This window comes from Bradyrhizobium sp. LHD-71, assembly GCF_031157255.1.
In the GTDB taxonomy this organism is placed as follows: domain Bacteria; phylum Pseudomonadota; class Alphaproteobacteria; order Rhizobiales; family Xanthobacteraceae; genus P52-10.
Genome location: NZ_JAVIFX010000017.1, coordinates 96,552 through 112,612, shown reverse-complemented (window position 1 = coordinate 112,612; position 16,061 = coordinate 96,552). Strand labels below are relative to the sequence as shown.

At 63.7% G+C, this 16,061-nt stretch carries 13 protein-coding genes; 10 read left to right on the top strand and 3 right to left on the bottom strand.

The annotated features are described in order from the left end of the window. Positions 1-26: 26 nt before the first annotated feature. The gene (locus tag RCO31_RS19685; RefSeq protein ID WP_308970141.1) at positions 27-1,343 is read right to left on the bottom strand and encodes a Rieske 2Fe-2S domain-containing protein; all 1,317 of its coding nucleotides are present in this window, start codon (positions 1,341-1,343) and stop codon (positions 27-29) included. 231 nt (positions 1,344-1,574) lie between these two features. Between RCO31_RS19685 and RCO31_RS19680 the strand changes: the two genes are divergently transcribed. After that, positions 1,575-2,372 carry a pyridoxamine 5'-phosphate oxidase family protein gene (locus RCO31_RS19680; RefSeq protein WP_308970139.1) on the top strand — a complete coding sequence of 266 codons (798 nt, stop codon included), beginning with the start codon at positions 1,575-1,577 and terminating at the stop codon, positions 2,370-2,372. Between the two features lie 34 nt (positions 2,373-2,406). Next, positions 2,407-3,408, top strand: a complete 1,002-nt coding sequence (locus RCO31_RS19675) for a PDR/VanB family oxidoreductase (RefSeq protein ID WP_308970138.1) — start codon at positions 2,407-2,409, stop codon at positions 3,406-3,408. Positions 3,409-3,437: 29 nt separating this feature from the next. Here the strand turns inward: RCO31_RS19675 and RCO31_RS19670 are convergent, their stop codons facing one another. After that, entirely contained in the window at positions 3,438-4,292 is an 855-nt protein-coding gene (locus RCO31_RS19670) for an IclR family transcriptional regulator (protein ID WP_308970137.1), read from the bottom strand. 76 nt (positions 4,293-4,368) lie between these two features. On the opposite strand from RCO31_RS19670, the gene RCO31_RS19665 reads away from it, so the two are divergent. From RCO31_RS19665 to RCO31_RS19650, 4 genes are all read left to right on the top strand, one after another. Further along, positions 4,369-5,868, top strand: a complete 1,500-nt coding sequence (locus RCO31_RS19665) for a carboxylesterase family protein (protein WP_308970136.1) — start codon at positions 4,369-4,371, stop codon at positions 5,866-5,868. A gap of 56 nt (positions 5,869-5,924) precedes the next feature. Then, positions 5,925-6,893 (top strand): tripartite tricarboxylate transporter substrate binding protein, encoded by a 969-nt coding sequence (locus RCO31_RS19660; RefSeq protein ID WP_308970135.1) that lies wholly within the window; start codon positions 5,925-5,927, stop codon positions 6,891-6,893. Between the two features lie 39 nt (positions 6,894-6,932). Beyond that, entirely contained in the window at positions 6,933-7,907 is a 975-nt protein-coding gene (locus tag RCO31_RS19655; RefSeq protein WP_308970134.1) for a tripartite tricarboxylate transporter substrate binding protein, read from the top strand. Positions 7,908-8,139: 232 nt separating this feature from the next. Next, positions 8,140-9,138 carry a tripartite tricarboxylate transporter substrate binding protein gene (locus tag RCO31_RS19650; protein WP_308970133.1) on the top strand — a complete coding sequence of 333 codons (999 nt, stop codon included), beginning with the start codon at positions 8,140-8,142 and terminating at the stop codon, positions 9,136-9,138. A gap of 99 nt (positions 9,139-9,237) precedes the next feature. Here the strand turns inward: RCO31_RS19650 and RCO31_RS19645 are convergent, their stop codons facing one another. Further along, positions 9,238-10,644, bottom strand: a complete 1,407-nt coding sequence (locus tag RCO31_RS19645) for an MFS transporter (RefSeq protein WP_308970132.1) — start codon at positions 10,642-10,644, stop codon at positions 9,238-9,240. Positions 10,645-11,027: 383 nt separating this feature from the next. Here RCO31_RS19645 and RCO31_RS19640 point away from each other — a divergent pair, with 383 nt between their 5' ends. The 4 genes from RCO31_RS19640 to RCO31_RS19625 all read left to right on the top strand — a co-directional run bounded on the left by RCO31_RS19640 (position 11,028) and on the right by RCO31_RS19625 (position 16,016). Beyond that, a complete protein-coding gene (locus RCO31_RS19640; RefSeq protein WP_308970131.1) occupies positions 11,028-11,966 on the top strand; it encodes an ABC transporter permease in 939 nt (312 codons plus the stop codon). Next, positions 11,963-12,874 (top strand): ABC transporter permease, encoded by a 912-nt coding sequence (locus tag RCO31_RS19635; protein ID WP_308970130.1) that lies wholly within the window; start codon positions 11,963-11,965, stop codon positions 12,872-12,874. The genes RCO31_RS19640 and RCO31_RS19635 overlap by 4 nt, the downstream gene beginning before the upstream one ends. A 17-nt stretch (positions 12,875-12,891) precedes the next feature. Further along, positions 12,892-14,484 (top strand): ABC transporter substrate-binding protein, encoded by a 1,593-nt coding sequence (locus tag RCO31_RS19630; protein WP_308970129.1) that lies wholly within the window; start codon positions 12,892-12,894, stop codon positions 14,482-14,484. A 62-nt stretch (positions 14,485-14,546) separates the two neighbouring features. Then, entirely contained in the window at positions 14,547-16,016 is a 1,470-nt protein-coding gene (locus RCO31_RS19625; protein WP_308970128.1) for an amidohydrolase family protein, read from the top strand. The last annotated feature ends 45 nt before the right edge of the window (positions 16,017-16,061 follow it).

Below are 16,061 nucleotides of genomic sequence, written 5' to 3'. Positions count from 1 at the left end.
CGAGAAGAGAGCCGATGCACGTCGTCCTATTCGGCCGCGACCGCATAGGCAGGACGCACGATCTCCTGCAGCTTCGCAGCATAGGCTTCGCGCCAGTCGCTGGTCGCCACCAAGCATTCGCCCGAGCGGGCGCGCAGGAACACTTCCGGATTATCGACGGCCGGCGGAACGGTACCCTTCTCACGCAGAGCGCGGGCGGCGTGCACGAGACGACGTCGCGTGCGGGCGATCATCTGGTCGGACGGCGCAAGATGTTCGAAATCGTGGTCGGTGATCGGTCCCATGCTCTCGGTCACCGCCTGATCCTGCATGTGGATGTGGGTGATGCCCGAGTAGATGGTGCCGTTGCGCTGCGCTTCCCGGTCGATGAAGTAGTTGTTGCGGTCGTTCGCGTTGGGGCGGAAGCGGCCGTACCACTCATTTTCGTTCGGCAGCATGTCCAGTTGCGGCATCGCGCCGGGTATCGGCTTGCCGTCCTTCAGCGACGATGTTGCGCGCGACATCTTGGTCCAGTTCAGTGTGACCGACATGGTGTGGTGATCGTCCATCGGCACCCATGCGCGCGCGGAAACGCGGTCGATGATGTTGCCCTGCGGCACTTGCGCCCAGAACGGGAAGCCGAACTGGGCGAAGCGCCAGTAGATGCGCTCATCCTCGGTCGGCCGATAGGCGGCGTACATTGTGCCCCACTCGGTGTCGGCCACGTGATATTCCGGCGAACGGCAGGCGATCTGATACTTCAGCATGCTGTCTTCGGGCACCTGGTCGGCCGTGACGCTGCCGATGTGCAGGAAGCTGAAGTGCGAGGTGTCGATGTCGCCTTCGAGCGCCTGCATCCAGTTGCATTCGCGCTGCACGAACTGCGCGTTGATCTCCTCTTCCGGCAGCAGCGTCGCCTCGATCATCGGCATCGGCGGCGCTTCCGCGCGCGCCCCCATGTAGACCCAGATGAGTCCGCCGCGTTCGTTCACCTTGTAGGCTTTCGCCTTGACCTTGTCCTCGAAGCGCTGTGCCGGCGCGACGTTGGGCATCTCCAGACAATTGCCGTCCACGTCGAACTTCCAGCCATGATAGATGCAGCGAAGCCCTCCAGGCTCGTTGCGGCCGAGGAACAGCGACGCGCAGCGATGCGGACAGCGCTGGTCCATGACGCCGACGCGGCCCGTGGTTTCGTCACGGAAGGCGACCAGTTTCTCGCCGAGCAGCAAGAGCTTCAGCGGTTCGCCTCCAGCCTTCACCTCGCTCGATTTGGCGGCGGGGATCCAATACTGGCGCATCAAATCGCCCATGATCGTCCCGGGGCCAACCCGTGTCAGTTCGTCGGTCTCGATTGCTGAGGCCATGTGTGCGCTCCCGCGAATGAAATGAGGGCGTTCGCCCCCTGCGATTGAAAATTCGACCTGGTGCTCGCCTGGGCGCGCTCGACAGCGCGCCATAAATTGGAATATAATTCCGTTTTGTATGAATTGTCAATTTTAAGCGGCAAAGGAGGCCAGCATGCGTACAGAATTTCGTTCCGTTTTCCGTGCGCGGGCGCTTATGACGCCTCTTTCGTGCCGCCGGCGGCCCGTCCGATGAACGAGCGGATCGAGACCACGCGCCGGATGCTGGAGGCGCTTTCGCAGAGCGATGAAGCGGCCATGCGCCCGCTCCTGACCGAGACGCCGGCCTTCACGGCCCTCGGCGTCAATCTGTCTGGGGTCGACAGCGTGCTCGACCGCATCGCCCGACAGCCGACGCGTGAAATGTATCGGCAGGCCGCCTGGACCACGCCCGAACTGATCGCCGACGGCACCCGCGCGACCGGACAACTGCCGAAGGACGCCCCGCGCGCCGGCGTGGTGCTGACGTTCCGCTTCGACGGCGAGCGCATCAGCGCCGTGCAGCATCAGCACCTGCCGCCTCGCCCGGCGCCTTCAACCGCGCTTCGCCTGACACCGAAGTTGAAAGACCTCGTCGACAACGCTCTGGCGACACGACATCCAATGTTGATCGCCTACACGGACGAACGCGGACAGCCGGTGCTGTCGTTTCGCGGCTCCGTGCAAGCGTTCGGCGACGATCAGCTGGCGCTGTGGGTGCGTAACACGCAAGGACAGATGCTGCGGTCGATCCGAGCCAATCCAAGAGTTGCGCTGATGTATCGCAACGAGGACAGCAAATCGACGTATCAATTCCAGGGCCGCGCCCGCATCACCACCGACAACGCCGAACGGCTGCGCATCTACAATGCATCTCCCGCCGTGGAGCAGGCGCATGACTTCGCGCAGCTCGGCACGGCCGTCATCATCGATCTCGATCGCGTCGAAGGCTATGCCGGCCTCAGTCGCGCCGGCCAGATCGACCGTGTGCTCATGGTGCGCGAACGATGACCTTCGACGCCAAGACGCGGCGGTGGACACACGCATGTTGAACCGCATTCCCTCTCGCATCCCCGCCGAGATGCAAGCACCCGTCGATGCGAACGGTGCCATCCACATGCGGCTGACCGCCATTCTTTACGGCGGTGAGGGCACCAACCTGTTCGAGTTTAGGACGCTGGATGGACGCAGTGTGCCGAAATTCACGGCTGGCGCGCATGTGGACGTGAATCTGCCGAACGGCACCATCCGTCAATATTCTATCGCGAGTTCGCAGGCCGACCGGTCGCGCTACCTGCTCGGCATCAAGCTGGAGGAACAGGGGCGCGGCGGCTCACGCTTTCTGTACGAGCAGGTCCGTGTCGGCAGCGTTTTGAAGATCGGCCTGCCGCGTAACAATTTCGCACTGAATGAGAACGCTTCATCGTCGGTCCTCATCGCCGGCGGCATCGGCATCACGCCGATCCTCTGCATGATCGACCGCCTGCAAGCGCTCGGCCGCGATTTCCGACTGCACTACGCGGTGCGCATGCGCACAGAGGCGCTGCTTGCGGAGATCGATGAAGGCGACAGGCGCATCCACCTGCATGTTGACGCCGAGCAGGACGGTCGGCTCCTCGATATTGCGGCCATCATTGCCGGTGCGCCGCCAGATGCCGAGCTTTATTGTTGCGGGCCGGCGCCGATGCTCGTCGCATTCGAGGCGGCCTGCGCAGGCCGTCCTTCGGCGCGCGTGCATCTCGAGCGCTTCAGCGCGCCCGACAACGTCGCCGCGAGCGACGGCGCATATACGGTCGAGCTTGCAAAGTCGAAACGGACGCTCACCGTTCGGCCGGGGCAGACGCTGCTGCAGGCGCTGCAGGCCGCCGGCCTGAACGTGAAGGTTTCCTGCGAACAAGGCATCTGCGGCACCTGCGAAACGCGCGTGCTCGCCGGCATTCCCGACCATCGCGACATGATCCTGTCGGAGGAGGAAAAAGCCTCGAACGAGACGATGATGGTTTGCTGCGGGGCGAGCCTGACCCCGACATTGGTGCTGGATCTATGACAAACGGCCTTCCTCGCAGGGACGGCTCGTCAACGCCGCACTGTATAGGGCGCAGACATCGTGCCGAGCTCGCCTCGCACGCGCACGACAAGGTCGATCAGTTTGGGACCGAGACCGCTGAGCTTCTCCGCCGTCTGCACCGGCGACGAGCCGCCGCAGTTGAACGCCATCATCACACCGGACGGCTCATAGAAAAAAGGCACACCCAGCATGTTCGTGTTTGGGCTCAGCGTACCGAGGCCGAGATAGAATCCGCGCGTGTGCACCTGGGCGGTGGCCTCGTCGATCCTGGCCGAGATCATACGCCACTCCTCCGGCGTCGACGCCTGGAAGAGCTGCCGCGACAGCGCTTCGCGCTGCTCCGCCGTCATGCCACCGATGCAGGCAAGCCCGATCGCGCTGACATGAATCGGCACGCTCAGGCCCACGCGCTGCCGGCCGCTCATCGGCTCGCCAAGCGCCGATTCGACATAGACCATGCTCAGTCCATCCTGGATGGCAAGACCGACATTAACCTGGCCCTCCCGCGCAAGCTCGAGCATCGCCGGCCGCGCCACCGCCGGCACCGGCATGTTGCCGAGATAGGAATGGCACAGTCCGAGCACGCTCGGCGCGAGCTCGTATTTGCCGATCTCGCCGCGGTACTGCAGGTAGCCGAGCTCCAGCAAGGTCTGCGTGAGGCGCGAGACCGTTGCCTTCGCAAGGCCGGTGCGTTCGGCGAGCGTGGCATTGCCGAGCGGCGGATCGCCGATCTCGAAGGCCCGAAGGATCAGCAGACCGCGCCCCAGCGCCGACTGCTGGTGGACCTCCTGCCTTTTTGCATCGAGTCCCTGGCGGCGCGAAAGCGTGCTCGACGGTTTCTGTTGCCGGGGTCGTCCAACCAAATTTCAGCTCCTCGACGCGCGATGGACGCGACGCCAGCGCGTCGGTCCGCCCTGCTGCTCTTATAGGGAGAAGTGCATGGACAAGCCAGTGCCCGCCGAACGTCCGAACAGGCACGATCTTAGAATCGCTGCAGTCGAAACCGGTCTCCTGTGCGGCTCAGGTGACGACGTGATCTCCTTCAGGGGAATCCCCTATGCCGCGCCGCCCACGGGCGACCTGCGCTGGCGGCCACCGCAGCCCGCTGCCAGCTGGAAAGGCGTTCGCTCGGCGCAAACGTTCGGCGCCGACCCGCCACAGGCGCCCACCACGCGCACGCGCGCCGAACGGATGGACGAAAATTGCCTGACGCTCAACGTCTGGACCCCGGCGCGACGGACGTCGAACAAGCTACCCGTGATGGTCTGGCTCTACGGCGGCAGCTTTGTCGCCGGCAGCGCCTCGGACCCACGCTGCGATGGAGAGCGTTTTGCGCGCAAGGGCGTCGTCGTCGTCTCGATCAACTATCGGATCGGCGTGCTCGGCTTCCTGGCGCATTCCGCGCTCACCGCGGAATCGGAGCACGGCAGCTCGGGAAACTACGGCCTGCTCGACACGCTGGCGGCAATGGCCTGGATCAAGCGCAACATCGATGCATTCGGCGGCGACCCGAACCGAGTGACGCTCTTCGGCGTCTCCGCCGGAGGAGCGTTGATCTCGCTGCTTCTGACCTCCGGGCTTTCCCGCGGGCTGTTTCAACAGACGATCCAGCAAAGTCCCGGCGCGTTCCGTCCGCTCGCGACTCTGCAGGAAGCGGAAGCCGCCGGACGGAAGCTCGGTGAGGACATCACCGCGCTCCGCCGCATGTCGAGCGAGGAAATCCTGGCGAAAACGCCGCTGCTGGTCCCGAAGCAGCGCGGCCTGACGACGCCGCGTGTGCTGCGCCCGATTCGCGACGGATGGGTGATCCGAAGCGACGAACGAGACGCCTATGGCCGCGGCGACATCCTTCCCCTGCCCTCGATCGTCGGAACGAATGCGGACGAAGGTCGCAAGCTGACGGCTGCATGGGATGTCACAAGCTCCGAGGCGTTGGACCGACTGATCGACGAGAGCTTTGGCCGCTCGGCGCAACGCGCGAGAGAGCTTTACGTTGGCAACACCACGCAAGATGCACGCGTCATCGTCGCGGCGATGTTCGCCGATACCCAGTTCAACGACGGCGCGCGCGGTGTCGCGCGTGGTCTGACCGCAAAGGGCGCGCCGGTCTATCGCTATCTGCTCAGGCGGCAGCGACCGGGCTGCGGCCCGCCCAACCACGGCGACGACGTGCCGTACGTGTTCGCTTCGCTTGCTGCCGCCTCAAAGCTCGATGCCGCCCCTTATGACGCGGTCGACGAACAACTGGCGGAAACGATCCAGGATGCCTGGGTCCGCTTCGCCGGCACCGGCAACCCGAACGGCGGCGACCTGCCGCACTGGCCGGTCAATGACGCCGACGAGCGCTACCTCGAGCTCGATGACGAGATCCGCGTGGGTCAGGGCTGGCGCACACCTTACCTCGACTTTCTCGACGCCTACTTCGCCTCGCCAGGCTGACGCAGCGATCACGTATCGATGAGCTGACAACGACAAGAAACGGGGGAACGCCAGAAATGAACATCCGAAGCCTTATCGTTATCGCGATCTACGCAGCGCTTGTCGTCGACGCGCGCGCGTTGGATGACTATCCGAACCGTCCGATTACCATGATCGTTCCGTTCTCGCCGGGCAGCGCCGCAGACAACAGCATGCGCCCGTTCACGCGCGTGCTGTCGCAGAAGCTCGGCCAGACCGTGGTGATCGACAACAAGCCGGGCGCCGGCGGCATCCTCGGCATGGAGATCGGCGCCGCGGCAAAACCGGACGGCTATACGCTGATCTTCGGCTCGTCGGGGCCGATGGCGACGTTCACCTCGCTCTACAAGAACCTTTCCTTCGATCCGGCGAAATCGTTCATTGCGATCCGCGCGGCCGCCTCGAACCCATATGTCATGGTGTTCAATCCCGCCAAGCCGTACAAGACGCTGGCCGAATTCATCGATTACGCCAAGAAGCACCCGAACACGATCAACTACGGCTCTGTGGGCAATGGCTCCAGCGGACATCTTGGCGGCGAACTGCTGCAGCAGTTGACCGGCATCAAGATGACGCACGTACCCTACAAGGTCAGCGCCACGCAGATTGGCGATCTGTTGTCGGGTGTGCTGGATGTCGGCTTCGAATTTCCAAGCGGCGTCAAGGCGCACATCGAGTCCGGAAAACTGGCCGCGATCGCGATGGCGAGCGACGCGCGCATGAAGAATTTTCCGAGTGTGCCGACCTTCGCCGAGCTCGGCTATCCGGACATGAAAATCGCGGCATGGTCATCATTGCTGGTGCCCGCCGGCACGCCGCTACCGATCGTCGAAAAGCTTGATGCGGCGATCGCCGAAACGATCCGAGGCCCGGTCATGACCGACTACTACGCCATCGGCGACTCGGTCGTGCTCGACGTCGATCACAAGCAGTTTCCGGACTTCCTCGCAAAGGAGACGGCCCGGCTGAAGATGCTCGTCGAACGCTCCGGCGCGACAGCAGACTGACGATCCCCGTACGCTTGAATATGAATCCGGGAGCCGCACATGAGGATCTGGATTGCCGTCGTTGCCGCAGCCATTGCACTCCTTGCGGCAACACCACACGCATTCGCCGCGGACGATTACCCCAACCGGCCCATCACGTTGATCGTGCCGTTCTCGGCCGGTGGCAATCCCGACACGAGTTCACGGCTGATCGCGCGCCTGCTGTCGGAGAAACTCGGGCAAACAGTGGTGGTCGACAACAAACCTGGCGCGGGCAGTATCCTCGGCATGGAGCTCGCCGCGCTCGCAAAGCCGGACGGCTACACCATGATCTTCAGTTCGTCCGGAGCGATGGCGATCTTTCCCTGGCTCTACAAGAAGCTTTCCTTCGATCCCGCGACCTCGTTTACCGCCATTCGCGCTGGCGCATCGAACCCGTACATGATGGTGTTCAATTCATCGAAGCCCTACAAGACGCTGCCTGAGTTCATCGATTACGCGAAGAAGCATCCGAACGCGATCAACTATGGCTCCATTGGAAACGGCTCCCCCGGACATCTGGCGGGCGAGTTGCTGCAGCAGTTGACCGGCATCAAGATGACGCACGTGCCCTACAGGCTCAGTCCGTCGCTGCAGGCCGACTTGCTGTCCGGCGTGCTTGATATCGGCTTCGAATTCCCGAGTGGCATGAGAGACCACATCGCAACGGGCAAGGTCCTTGCTGTCGCGACTGCGAGCGACGAGCGGATGAAGAACTTTCCGAACGTCCCGACCTTCGCAGAGCTTGGCTACCCGGACATGAAGATCGCAGCATGGGGTGTGTTCCTCGTGCCCGCCGGCACTCCGTCGCCGATCGTCCGGAAACTCGATGCCGCGCTCGCCGAAGCGCTGAAAACTTCGACGATGACGGAGTACTACAGCGTCGGCGACTCGCTCGTGCTTGATATTGGAAGCGACAAATTTCCCGCATTTCTCGCGACCGAGGCGGCAAAGATGAAGGCGCTGGTCGAGCAGTCCGGAGCCACAGTCGAATAGTCTGCCTTACGTTGGTCGGGCGTCTTGACGCACGCGTCGGTTGCGGCGCGTCCGGCCTTCGTGGCTCTCACCGACATCCAGGCCCGTCCACGGTGACGGAACCAGCGGATTCGCCTTGCTGCGCGCCAGGCGGCGGCATCTCCATTGACGCGCGCCTTCGTTCGCGCCAATCAGCGCCCACGGACCAAATGGGGCCGTGTGCAACAAGAAGAACAAGGAGAAGAAGAAGAAAATGACCCGCAAACTGACGCGCGCCGCCTTGGCCGCGGTTGGCCTGATCGCGACGGGAATTGGAACGGGGATGGCGGCCGCTCCGGCTCATGCCCAAACCTATCCGGACCGGCCGATCACCTGGGTGGTGCCCTTCGGTCCTGGCACGGTCACGGACAACAGCGCGCGCGTGGTTGCCAAGGCGCTTGGTGACAAGATCGGGCAGTCGGTAATCATCGAGAACAAGCCGGGCGCGGCCGGCATCGTCGGCACCGAATACGCGATGAACGCCAAGCCGGATGGCTACACCTTCCTCTACGCATCGTCGGGGCCGATGGCCATCAATCCCTCGCTGTATCCGAAGCTTTCCTATTCGCCGCTCAAATCCTTTACGCCCGTGAACGCGATGTCCGGCTCGCCGCTCATCATGGTCGTGAACGCAAGCAGCAAGTTCAAGACGCTGAAGGAGTTCGTCGATTACGCGAAGGCAAATCCGGAGAAGATCAACTTCGGCACTTCGGGTGCGGGAACGACCCAGCACCTGACGGGCGAACTGCTGCAGCTCGCGGCTGATTTCAAGATGACGCACATCCCCTACAAAACCGGCGGATCGCAGATGGCCGACCTGCTCGGGGGTAACATCGACGTCAGCTTCGAGTATCCGTCGGTGGTGCGGTCGCATATCGAAGCCGGCAAGCTGCGGCCACTCGGCATCACCTCGGCACAGCGCCTGAAGAATGCGGCGAACATTCCAACATTCGTCGAGCAAGGCTGGCCACAAGTGCAGGTGACCGCTTGGTCCGCCATCGTGCTGCCCGCCAATGCACCGGCAGACGTCACGGAAAAGCTCGGCAGCGCCTTCCGCGACGCGCTCAAGGATCCCGCCGTCGTCGCCTATTTCGACAGCAACGACTCGATCTCACTTGCCGATATCGGGCCCAAGGAGCTTCCCGGTTTCATCGAGAGCGAAATCGCGAAATTCAAGCCTCTCGTCGAGAAGTCCGGCGCACGGGTCGATTGACCCTGCGATCCAGCCGCAACAACGTAGCCCGGATGAGCGAAGCGACATCCGGGTGTCAGGTTTCGGCACTGGTCCCGCATGTCGCTACGCTCATGCGGGCTACCGCTTATTAGGACACTCCTTTGACGACGCCGATCGAGCGCCCTGCCCCGGCCTGATCCACACGAGCGCAGTGAGCGCGCTGAGCGCAGCCACGACAGCGGCGACATACATCACCACCCGGTAGGCGTTTGCCAACCCGCCACTACCCGCGTCGGCGCCGGTCGTTCCACCGACGGCAAGCCCCAGCGCGGCAACGGCGATCATACTCCCGGTCCGTGCCGCCGCGTTGTTGATGCCCGACGCGGTGCCGCTTTTATCGGTCGGCGCCGAATTGAAGACGGTGGTGGTCAACGGCGCCACGGCGATCGTCATCCCGACACCAACCACGATCAAGCCCGGCAAAAAGCCTTTCCAATAGCTCGGGTCGTTGCCCGAGAAGCCGAGGATTGCGAACCCTGCGGCGGTTACCAACGGGCCGATCACCAGCGGTGGCCGCGATCCAACGCGCTCGACCAGGCCGCCCGACCAGCTTGAGCCGAGGCCCATGATCACCGAGAAAGGCAGGAAAGCAGCGCCCGCCGCCATCGCGCTGTAGCCATGTACCTCAATGAGCATGAAAGGCAGCAGGAATAGCGCTCCGCTGAGGGCGGCGTAGAGAAGGACCGTCAGCGCGTTGGCTCCGCTGAAGTCGGGATCGCGAAACAGCGACAAGGGCATCAACGGCGGGCTCGCCCGCGCCTCTGTTCGCACGAAGAGCCAGGCCGCGGGCACGGTCGCAACGATCGCAGCAGCACCGCGGATCGACATGCCCTCACCCAGTGCGATCAGGCCATAGCTCAACAAGCCGAGCGACAGAACGGCCAACATCGACCCCGTCAGATCGAGCCGTTCGGAACTCTTTGGCTCACAGTCCGCCGGTAGCTTCATCGCAAGCAGCAACGCCGCTGCAGCAATCGGCAGGTTGATGAAGAAGATCGAGCGCCAGCCGACCGCATCGACAAGCCATCCCCCCAGCGGTGGACCCAACGCGGTGGTGAGCGCGCCGGCAGCGGCCCATGTGCCGATCGCCGACCCGCGCTTTTCCCCACGATAGGCCGCGCCGATGATCGCCAGGCTGGCCGGCGTCAACAACGCCGCCGCCGCTCCCTGAGCAAGGCGGGCGACGATCAGCCAGACGGCCGACGTTGCGAGCGCGCAGGCCAGCGAGGTCAGCGCAAAGCCGATGAGGCCGACAATAAACAGGCGCCTGCGTCCGAAGCGGTCGCCGGCGGAGCCGCCGAGCAGGATCAGGCTCGCCAGTGTCAGCAGATAGCCGTTGATGACCCATTGCATGGTGCCGAGGCTCGCCCCGAGACTGCGCTGCATCTCCGGCAGCGCCACGTTCACGACCGACCCGTCGATGAAGCTCATGCTCGAGCCGAGGATGGTGGCAGGCAGCACCCATCGTGTATCTGCGGGTTCCACGTCACTCGGCTGGTGCGCCTCCGGCGTTTCGCAAGGAAGGCGGTGCGGTCCGACCATCTCCAGCCTCTCTGACCCGGCCCATCTCCGATGGCCTAACAGATGAGCGGCGAGATTGCTCCCGCACTGGCACCGCCGGTGCCGAATGTCGCAACGAAGGTACGTGAAGAGAACTGTCTAACTGTTTGAACAAATGTGCTGAAGGGATCACCGTTCCCCGCGGGACGACCTCAATGCCTTGCAAAGACTGACTGTGGACGGCCACGCACTGCAAATTCTCTCCGTGCAAATCACCTGTTGCTGAACGCCTTGCCGCTGGTACGTTTCCTGCAAAGAGATCTTCCAGGCAGGGTTCAACCTCACCACAACGCAGGGAAGGCGCGCGTGTGTTGCGGCATATTGCCCATCGTTTGATCATTTCTGTGCCGGTTCTGCTCGGCGTGCTGCTGATCGGCTTCCTGCTGCTGCAGGTCGTGCCGACGGATCCGGCGACCGTGCTTGCGGGGCCGACGGCGAGCCAGGCGGAGATCGAGGCGATCCGCGAGCAGATGGGTCTGAACCAGCCGCTGTGGCTGCAGTTCGCGCTCTATCTTGGACGCGTGCTGCAGTTTGATCTCGGCCGCTCCATGATCTCCAACCGGCCGGTGATCGAGGAAATCGCCAGCACGATCGGCCCGACGGTCGAGTTGATGCTCGCGTGCCTGGTCTGGGCGGTGCCGACTGGCATCACGCTCGGCACGCTTGCCGCGCGCAAGCGCGGCACGTGGCTCGACCGGCTGATCATGGCGGTCTCCGTCGCCGGCGTGTCGATGCCCGTGTTCTGGATCGGCTTGCTGCTGATCCAGTACGTCGGCGGCGCCGGCCTGCTGCCCTTTCAGGGGCGTGGCGGTCCGATATGGACCTTCGAAGGGCTGCGTCACATCGTGCTCCCGGCCGTTACGCTAGGCCTTGTCTTCATCGGGCCCGTCGCGCGCATGACCCGCACATCGGTGCTCGATACGCTCGGTGCCGACTATGTGCGCACCGCGCGTGCCAAGGGCGCGCCGGAATGGCGCGTCGTGATGCGTCACGCGCTGCGCAACGCGCTCATTCCCGTTGTCACCCTGATCGGCCTGCAGATCGGTTTCCTGCTCGGCGGCGCCGTGGTGACCGAGACGATGTTTGCCTGGCCCGGTGTCGGCCGCATGGCAGTGGGCGCGATCAGCGCGACTGACTTCCCGCTGGCCCAGGGCGCCATCCTGATGCTTGCCGTCGCCTTCCTTGCCGTCAACCTCGTCGTCGACGTGCTCTATGCCTATCTCGATCCAAGGATCGCGCGCTCATGAGTGATGCGATCCTCGACCGGGCGCCGGACGCCGATGCCATCGCCTTGGACATGATCCGGCGCAAGAACGCGATCTGGCGCCGCCTGCTGCGGGACGTCCCGGCGCTGCTTGCACTCACCTTCCTGATCCTGGTCGTGCTGGCCGCGATCCTCGCGCCATGGATCACGCCCGCCGATCCTTACGCCAACAAGCTCGTCGTACGTTTCACGAAGCCGTGGACCGTGGGCCGCGACGGCGTCTTCTACCTGCTCGGCACCGACAACCAGGGGCGCGACATGGTCGCACGCCTTTTGTTCGGCATGCGTTCGACATTGACGATCGGCGTGATCGCTGTGCTCTGCGGTGGCACCGTCGGCGCTGTGGTCGGCCTGTTGGCCGCCTACTATCGCCGGCTCGAGACGCCGCTGATGCGCCTGGTCGACGTACTCTTGTCGTTCCCGTCGATCCTGTTCGGACTGGCGATCGCAGCCGTCCTCAAACCCGGTCTCCCGAGCCTCGTTCTGGCGCTGAGTATCGCTGCCGTGCCGGTGATCGCCCGCATCACGCGCGGTGCAGCGACTGTCGTGATGCAGCAGGAATACATGGAAGCCGGCCGTGCGGTGGGCCTCCGCGACCCAGCGCTCATTGGGCGCTACCTGGCGCTGAACTGCGGCTCGACCATCCTGATCTACATGACCCTGCAGCTTGGCCAGATCATTCTGCTCGGAGCGGGTCTTTCGTTCCTAGGCCTCGGCGCGCAGGCGCCCACCGCCGAACTCGGCAGCATGGCCGCTGACGGCCGCAAGTTCCTCACCAACTTTCCGCATGTCGCCACCATACCGGCGACGGCGATCTTCCTTGTGGTGCTCGCCTTCAATGTCGTGGGCGACGCACTGCGGGACGTACTCGATCCGAAATTGAGACAATGAGGAGGCATTAGCGGACCATGAGTGCAATCATACGCACGCTGACGCTGGGAGCTGCAGCACTGCTCGCCGGTACGACCCTCCTGAGCGCCGTCGCATCGGCACAGCAGCGCACCGTCACCGTGGTGCGCGAGATCGACACCGATCGTTACGATCCGCACAAATCGACGGCGCGGTCGAACGGCGAGGTTCTCTATATGGTCGGCGACACGCTGGTGAACCTCGATTTTGACTTGAAAACGCTGACGCCGGGCCTGGCCAAGAGCTGGACGGTGTCGCCGGACGGCACGCTCTATACCTTCAAGCTGCGTGACGACGTGACCTTCTGCAGCGGCCGCAAGATGACGGCCAAGGACGTCGTCGCCACCTACGAGCGCTGGCTCGACCCGGAGACCAAGGGCCTGGTGAAGTGGCGCATGGGCGACGTCGACAAGGTCAGCGCGATCGATGACTTCACGGTCGAGTACAAGCTCAAGAAGCCGTTCTCCGAGCTGCTCTATCAGATGACGCAATACTTCCACACCATCATCAATGTCGACCAGGTGAAGCAGCTCGGCGCCGACTTCGGCATCAAGGGTTTCGATGGTACCGGTCCGTACTGCATGGAGAGCTGGGTACCACGCGACCAGACGGTGCTGGTGCGCCATGCCGCCTACAAATGGGGTCCGTCCTTCTATCCGAACGCCACGGCCAAGGTCGATCGCGTGATCTGGAAGGTCGTGCCCGAGGAGAACACGCGGGTCACCGCGCTTCAGGCTGGCCAGGCCGACGTCAGTCAGTATGTGCCCTACTGGGCGCTGCAGGATCTGAAGGACAACAAGGATCTCTCGGTCTCGCGCGCCGAGAACTATTTCTGGACCTACTTCATCGGCTTCAAGGTGGATAAGGAGTTCGTCAACGACGTGCGCGTGCGCCGGGCGATCAATCTCGCCGTAGATCAGAAGGCGATCACTGATGCCGTGACCTTTGGCTTCGGCGAGCCGGCCGTCACCCTGTTGCGGCCCGGCATCCTCGATTTCAACGACAAGGTCGATCGCGGCGTCTATGGCGAGAACGTCGCCCAGGCCAACAAGCTGCTCGACGAGGCAGGCTGGAAGATCGGCCCGGACAAATTCCGCTACAAGGACGGCAAGAAGTTAGCACCGGTGGTCTACGGCATTGCAGGCCAGTTCAAGGAAGTCGCCGAGGCGGTCCAGGGTGACATGCGCAAGATCGGCGTCGACCTGCAGATCCAGCTCTTCGACGCGACCGTCGCCTGGGGCAAGCTTTCCACGCAGGAGTTCGACGCCTTCGGCATGAGCTTCCCTTATGTCAGCGCCGGCGACGCGCTCAATCTCTATTTCCGTTCGGCAAACCGTCCCGCACCAAACCGGATGAACTGGAACGACAAGGAGACTGACGAGCTGCTCGACAAGGGCTCGCAGGCGACCGACGAGAAAGTCCGCAATGCGGCTTATGCGCAGGTGCAGGAAAAGGTGCATGACGCGGCGGTCTGGATCCCGCTCTATCACGAGCCGCTGCACGTCGTCACCGGTGCCAAGCTGAAACCGGTGCGCGCGCACGGCAACTACGGCTGCGGCCTGTACAAGGGACTCAGCCTGGAATTCAAATAAGCACCAAGCATGCGAGCGCATGCGCAGCAGGTGCTCGCTTTCTTTTTGGGAAGGACACGCCGATGACTGCCAGAACCACGCTGATCCGCAACCTCGACCTGATCGTTGCCTGGGACGAGTCGGATAGCCGGCATGTCTACCTGCAGAATGCCGACCTTGCCTTCACGGGCAACGAGGTGGTGCATGCCGGACCTGGCTTCGTCGGCCAGGCGGATGTCACGATCGAGGGCCGGGGCCTGATGGCCATGCCGGGCCTCGTCAACATTCACAGCCATCCGTTCTCCGAGCCCGGCAACAAGGGCGTCACCGAGGAGTTCGCCAGCGACAAGCTCGGGCAGAGCTCCCTTTACGAATACCTGCCGGTGTTCGGCATGGAGCCGCAGGACGCCGGCGCCTCATCGCGCGTGGCGATCTCCGAGCTGCTGAAGAGCGGCGTCACTACAGTGGCTGATCTCTCGATTAACCGCGAGGGCTGGCTCGACGATCTCGCCTCGACCGGTATTCGCGCATTCGTCTGCCCCATGTACCGCTCCGGCTACTGGTACACGAAGAACGGCCACGAAGTGGAATATGCCTGGGACCAGAAGGCGGGCGAAGCAGCCTTCGCCGCGGCGCTGCAAACCGTCGACCGTGCCGCCAAGCACCCGAGCGGCCGACTTTCCGGCATGATGGGGCCTGCACAGATCGATACCTGCACCGAGGGGCTGTTCAAGGACAGCCTCGCGGAAGCGCAGCGGCGCAATATTCCGCTGCAGACGCATGCGGGCCAGGCGATCGTCGAATTCAACGAGATGGTGCGCCGGCACGGCAAGACGCCGGTCGAGTGGCTCGACCAGATCGGCGTGCTGGGACCGGACCTGGTGATCGGCCACGGCATCTTCCTCAACGATCATCCGCAGATCCACTGGCCTCACAGCGACGATTTCGCGCGGTTGCGGGATTCAGGCGCGGCCGTGGCGCATTGCCCGACGGTGTTCGCGCGGCGCGGTATCGCACTCAACACGATCGGCCGCTACATGAACGCGGGCATCCCGGTCGGGCTCGGCACCGATACGTTTCCGCACAACATGATCGACGAGATGCGGCTCGCCTGCTACGTCGCACGCATCCTCACCGGCAACTACAAGATGGGCACGACGCGGCATGCCTTCGAGGCCGCCACCATCGTCGGCGCCAAGATCCTGCGGCGGCCCGATCTCGGCCGCATCGCCGCCGGTTGCAAGGCCGATTTCTCATTGGTCGATCTCAGCCACCCCTACATGCAGCCGGCCTATGAGCCGCTGCGCAGCCTGATCTACTCGGCGAGTGAGCGCGCCGTCCGCGACGTCTATATCGACGGCGTGCAGGTGGTGAAAAGCGGCAAGGTGCTCACCGTGGACATCGAGGCCGAGACCGATCGCCTGGTCGAGGGCCAGCGGCGACGCATGGCAACCGTTCCGCAGCGCGACTGGGCGCGCCGGACCGCTGAGCAGATGGCGCCGCCAGTGATCACGAAGAAGGAGCGGCTTCCGCAGAGCCGGCCAGTGCATTGATGGTTGGCATCACCGTGTCCGAAAGCGGACATGCCCGCCACAGCC